Below are 5,227 nucleotides of genomic sequence, written 5' to 3'. Positions count from 1 at the left end.
CCAAGACGCGAGTGTCCCGATTCAAAGCGCTGAAGTCTGCTTGAATCCCCTGTACGACAAGGTTTCATATGACTAGCTATGAGTTAGCCAACAGTATCCGAGGGTTTAAAACGCATTGCGATAGGCCAGATGTGTACTAGCGCCTGGTTGCTTAGGATGCAAAGCCTACTACCGTTCTTCTGTCTGAACTAAATCTACTCAAATGGCCTTAGAAGCCTCTGAATATACCGTCAGAGTCACAACTATCTGCAAATTCTCTGAAATCCATGTTAGCGATAGAGAGGTTATTCTCTACGCTCCATACTTCACTGGGAATTACTCGAAATGTTCGCCCAGGTTGGTCATAGCAGTCTATAACAAGTATCGGTTGTTCGGAAGCAGTCAGTGTGACTCGATCGGCAACGCAGATGTAGCTCAGTTGCTTCTCACCATTAATAGCAGCATCCGTTAGTTCTTTTAATGTCAGTCCCTCATAGGACAGGTCGTTTACGTATTCAAAATACGCTATAAACCCCTCCTTACTTGGTTCTTGAATAGCATCGCACAAACGGTTCCATGCTTGGTCGTCGGTAAAGTCTATACGAAGTAATAAGGAACGGTTCGTTGGTGGTAATTCTCTCACAGCAGCAATTCCAAATTCCAAGTTGCAGACATATATTTTGGCTAAACGATCAACGATTTTGCTAGGCTTCAGCCGATCAGCCTCGTTCATCGAATTTGATGATGACTAGAGACGAACGATAGATTAAGGGTTTAGGGCGTCCTTAAGTTAGAATTTGGAATTGCTGCTCTCACAGGCTCTCTGAGCTTATAACTATTAGTCGTTAACTTTCAACGCATTTCTGCCGTTCCAGCCTTCGTTCTTAACCTTATTGCACCTTTAGTCATCTCTGTTGAGAACACTCTGAATAAAAGCGTGTTTGCTGTTTGTATACTGCTCTCGGTCGTGAAGAAATCGGCGAGCGAGCGACTGCTTTAGATTGGCGTATTGCTGTCTGAGAACCGTATCCTGCCTAAGCGTATCTCTAAACAATAAATAATTTCTCCACTGCCTGCCATCATAATCAACAGCATGAAGATGAATAGAACGGATATCTGGAGAGGTTTCTTTGACGAAGAGATACCCTCCTGACTCTCCGGTATCGCCACGATAGAGGTAGCTCATATTTTCCAATCTAGCGATCGCCTCTGAAACGTCAGCTTCGTCCTGTAACCCAACTGCAATATCGATGATTGGCTTAGCTGGTAGATCAGGCACGGCGGTGCTGCCGACATGTTGAACGTCTATGGCCTGGTCTTCGAGCGCTTGTTTGAGTTCGTTACACTGCACCTGAGCGTACATGAGCCATAACGGATTATGAGGTAGCAATTTCGTAATGTATCGGTTCAGTCCGAGCATAATACAAGGGTTAGTGCAAAAAAACCCAGGTGGGGATGTCTCTTGGGTCGCGGCCCTGGTAGAGATCGGTCATGGTGTCGGGGTGGTGCCGGGATGACTCATATTATCGACTATGGAGAGAACGTTGAATATTTATACCAACTGCGATCGCCCGATGAGGAATTTTTGCATCATGCCTTGCTTGATGGCTTGGGTCTTGGCGAGGCGGGCTTCTAGAGCGGCGATCGCCCCACTCCCCTATCACGAGAATCTCCCCAATGCTTGAAGGCTACAAAGTAGCGAAGCTGCGTTTTCGGGAAATTTAGATGCAAACCCATTGACCTATAAAGCTTTTGTCTGATACATGCTTTTCGCCGATCAGCATCGGCTAAGCGTGTTCAAAGGCGCTGAAACGCCTATGCTATCGTTCCGCGCCTGGTTTATCTGTACTAAATTGCCCCATTTCGCAGCTTGGCCACTTTAGGGCCTAGTTGCCGGGTGAGCAAGCAGTCAGGGTGATGTGATTGCGTCGATTGCTAGTCAAAGCCCAGCAACTAACCGAGAGGCATTCAGTTCTTTGGTAGCTGATGCAGACCAAATCGAACACCCTGGGGATCTTGGCAGCTACAGAACTGACCAAAGCTCGGTTCTTCCGGGCCTGGTTCATCTACCTTTCCTCCAAGTTCCTTCACCTTTGAGATCGCGGTCATTAGATCGGGCACATCGAAAAAGATAGAAAACTGGGGTTCTGAGTCGTTGCCATGTAGTCCAGCTTTGATAGACGGTGTTTGGAACCAACCTTCATCGTTACTGCCCATAGGATGGAAACTCCATCCAAAAAGCTGCTCAAAGAAAGTACGGGACACAGCCGCATCTTCTGCACCAATCTCCAGATAAGAGACTTCTCCTGCCATTTTATGAACTCCTGTTTTGATTAGACCCAGCTATCGTAGTCTCTACGCTTCCGAACTGTCTTGAATAAAACTGACCTTAGAGATCTTCGATAACATCAGCAGGTGTACCCGGTAAGTCAATGAAGTGAGCTTGCTGATACCGTTTTGGAGTACAACCAGAAAAGCTGTGAAACTCTCGTGTGAAGTGACTTTGGTCACTGTAGCCAGCGGCTAATGCGATCGCACTAAGCTCGTGGTGTTCAGGGGCCGTTAGTAGCCGGTAAGCGCTTGTAAACCGAATGCGACGGGCTGCTGCTTTGGGTGTGATGCCAATGTGCTTGCGAAAGCAGTGGGCAAAGTGTCGGTCACTCCAGCCGAGGGTTTTCGCCAAAGACTGAATCGAAAGGTGGCCTCCGGAGTGTTCAAGCTGCCTCCATGCCCATTGAATCTCTGGCCGAATTGCATAGTCTGATTCTATAAATCGCTGAGTTAGAAATTGGTCTACTAATGCAAACCGGCTATGCCAGGTGCTTAGCTCACTAAGCTTTTCTGCTAAGAGAAGGGTGCTTTCTCCCCAAAGATCTGTTAAGTCAACGACGCTCTGTGGGAAGTCAGCGAATGCTCCATTAAAGAGTTTATTCGCGGCCCAGGGAAGAAGTTCTATCTCGATGCAATGTTGAATACCGCTATGTTTAACGAGGAGTGGGGAACCTTGTAATCCAACCGCAAAGAGCTGACATTTTATAGATGATGTTCTATTATTCACAGAGCTTATCTGCCATCTGTCGCCAAACCCTATCACGACGATGGCTCTGTCTTTAACCATCTCAAGGCGATGCACTGATCGTCTTGGACTTTCAGAATAACCAGTGTAAGAACAGACCCAGCTACGCAGGCTATCCTTTGGTATTCCTGTTGCCTGTTCCCAAAGAGAAGCCTTTAGATCCATCGCTTTTGCCTAATATTCTTTGAGACTTTGGCTGTTCATATTCCATAAAGCGCTTTCGGCCTTCTGCGTACAGCCATAAAGATCAGCTATGCTGGCGCTTCGGAGGCTTGTTTCAGTCTGGATGCTACCTGCCGATAGTAGGTAGAGCGCGAACACCCGACTTGCTCACAAAGTTCTTTGATAGTCAACTCACCCGTGTTAGCGAGTGCGATGGCAAGGCCACTCCTTCGGAGTATCGCAGCTCTCACCTGCCCCTTTTCCAATTTCTTCGGACGACCTCCCGTGCGGCCACGAGCACGAGCCGAAGCCAGCCCCACCATTGTACGCTCTCGTAATTGCTCAACCCGTTTGAAAGAGAGAACGGCCTGAAAGCGCAATCTGAATGGCCTGAAGCGCAGAGAAACCCTGCCGTTTTCCGGTATTGACGATAGAGCGTACAGCAGCGAACAAATCCTTCCCCCAATCTGAGCGGAAGCCATTGGTTACTTTCCGGAAGAGGGTACTCATCCGAATGGCTTGCTCACTTGAGTTATTGGTCGGTGGGATAGCGGCATCTTCGAGAAATAGAAACAGGTTATCGTGAATGCCTTCGTAGCGCGTCTTCAATCGGATGCCGTCAGCTTGGTCAGGCGCTAAGTCTAGTATCCTGCGCAGTTGCCGCTTAATGTCCAAGCGATACTGATAGCGCGTAGAATCGGCGAGCTGTGCGCGACGACGATGAATGGCGAGCGCTCGCTTAAAGAGCGCCTTCATCTCAGGGGCAAAAACACTATCGCCCGCATCCATGGCATATTGGCAGTCTCTGAGCTGATGGGCTAGACACACCTGCCATTGTTTGGCCGGATGACTGGCTTGCGCACTGAACAAGTCCGATACCCACACCTCGGGTTCGTGGTCTTCAAGCACTGCGTAGATGACGCTGCCGCCTCGGGTCGCACAAATCGTGTGGAAACAGACCTCTGGGTTTTGGAACACCCATTCCCATTCGTTCTTACCATGCACTCGGGCGCTGGTCTCATCTGAGCAAATCAGGTCAGCTTGACGCAAGTGCGAAAGGATTTCTGATAGGGGGTCATCCAGACGGTCTTTCACCCGAGTGAGCAAGTTGGCTAGGCCACCTTCTGAAATCGATAGATTGAACACTTCAGCCAATAACTGATGCATTCGCTCATAGCTAATCGCATGGCCGTAGCGCAGATAAGTCGCCAGGCTTTCGATGCTTTGGCCGAATGGCGAGCCGGGGGCTAGAGGCCCCGGAACCGGCGCGATTGAATCTGTGCCGCACGCGTCACACCGCCCCTGATAGCGCTCTACTCTGGTCACTATCGGCTTGATCTCAGGGAGTTCTATGCGCTCGTAGCGGCTCTGTAATCGTTGGTTACTCAGCGGCATCGCCGCCGCGCACGCTGGACAACAGCTTAGCTGCGCAATTACGGTCTCATCGGGATGCAGATGCAGCTTGCGTCCCCCACCAGTTCTGCCCACACTCGCCGCCCGACGCTCGCCGCCTTTCTTTCCCTTTGGCGGCTGTTTGTTCGCCTTAAACCCTTTTGAGGGCGGTACGCTTGAGTTCTCGCTCGTCTTCTTCGGTCGTTCCAGTTCCTCTAACCGCTGCCGCAAATGCTGTACTTCTTCCCATAGCAACACTATCAAGGCATCTTTGGCCTCGCCTGATAAACTGCTTAAATCGGGTAGTTTTTCCATGCCTCTAAATTAAGACCTTTCGCCTTTTTTGCAATACTCTTTTGGGGGGAGTTGAGCAATTACACGCGCTCTAATCAGGTTGCGCTCATACTCAGCCATCGCACCTATCACAGAAAACACCATCTTGCCGCCTGCTGCTGGCGAAGTGTCGAAGCCGTCCTGGATGCTGGCGAACTGTACACCACGTTTCTTTAGTCCTTTGATCACGCCTATGTATAGGACACTGTTGGCGAACTCCAGAAGCATTGAAAAATCGGTAAGCTGAGGCAGATCTATCGCTATCAGGAAGTGCGATCGCCAAAG

General features: G+C 49.5%; 8 protein-coding genes. 1 reads left to right on the top strand and 7 read right to left on the bottom strand.

Annotation, left to right across the window (positions count from 1 at the left end):
* Positions 1–208: 208 nt before the first annotated feature.
* A complete protein-coding gene (locus CKL79_RS21840; RefSeq protein ID WP_205879176.1) occupies positions 209–712 on the bottom strand; it encodes a hypothetical protein in 504 nt (167 codons plus the stop codon).
* 168 nt (positions 713–880) lie between these two features.
* Positions 881–1,399 carry a GrpB family protein gene (locus CKL79_RS21835; protein ID WP_121971633.1) on the bottom strand — a complete coding sequence of 173 codons (519 nt, stop codon included), beginning with the start codon at positions 1,397–1,399 and terminating at the stop codon, positions 881–883.
* Between the two features lie 93 nt (positions 1,400–1,492).
* Between CKL79_RS21835 and CKL79_RS24280 the strand changes: the two genes are divergently transcribed.
* Positions 1,493–1,615 carry a hypothetical protein gene (locus CKL79_RS24280; protein ID WP_276301255.1) on the top strand — a complete coding sequence of 41 codons (123 nt, stop codon included), beginning with the start codon at positions 1,493–1,495 and terminating at the stop codon, positions 1,613–1,615.
* A 332-nt stretch (positions 1,616–1,947) separates the two neighbouring features.
* Here CKL79_RS24280 and CKL79_RS21825 read toward each other — a convergent pair whose 3' ends face one another.
* The 5 genes from CKL79_RS21825 to CKL79_RS21805 form a co-directional block, all read right to left on the bottom strand.
* Positions 1,948–2,292: a VOC family protein gene (locus CKL79_RS21825; protein ID WP_121971632.1), complete on the bottom strand. Its 345-nt coding sequence runs from the start codon at positions 2,290–2,292 to the stop codon at positions 1,948–1,950.
* 76 nt (positions 2,293–2,368) lie between these two features.
* Positions 2,369–2,662, bottom strand: coding sequence for a helix-turn-helix domain-containing protein (locus CKL79_RS23345; protein ID WP_170944161.1), 294 nt, complete (start codon positions 2,660–2,662; stop codon positions 2,369–2,371).
* Positions 2,663–3,306: 644 nt separating this feature from the next.
* Positions 3,307–3,540, bottom strand: coding sequence for a helix-turn-helix domain-containing protein (locus CKL79_RS24470; RefSeq protein ID WP_121971630.1), 234 nt, complete (start codon positions 3,538–3,540; stop codon positions 3,307–3,309).
* A 19-nt stretch (positions 3,541–3,559) separates the two neighbouring features.
* Positions 3,560–4,924: an IS66 family transposase gene (locus tag CKL79_RS21810; protein WP_121971629.1), complete on the bottom strand. Its 1,365-nt coding sequence runs from the start codon at positions 4,922–4,924 to the stop codon at positions 3,560–3,562.
* Between the two features lie 9 nt (positions 4,925–4,933).
* Positions 4,934–5,227, bottom strand: a 294-nt coding sequence (locus CKL79_RS21805; RefSeq protein WP_240519033.1) for a recombinase family protein, incomplete at its 5' end; no start/stop codon positions are given.

This window comes from Leptolyngbya sp. BC1307 (assembly GCF_002286735.1).
GTDB lineage: Bacteria > Cyanobacteriota > Cyanobacteriia > Phormidesmidales > Phormidesmidaceae > Phormidesmis.
The sequence above is the reverse complement of the archived record's forward strand: the minus strand, read 5'-3'. Positions and strand labels throughout refer to the sequence as shown.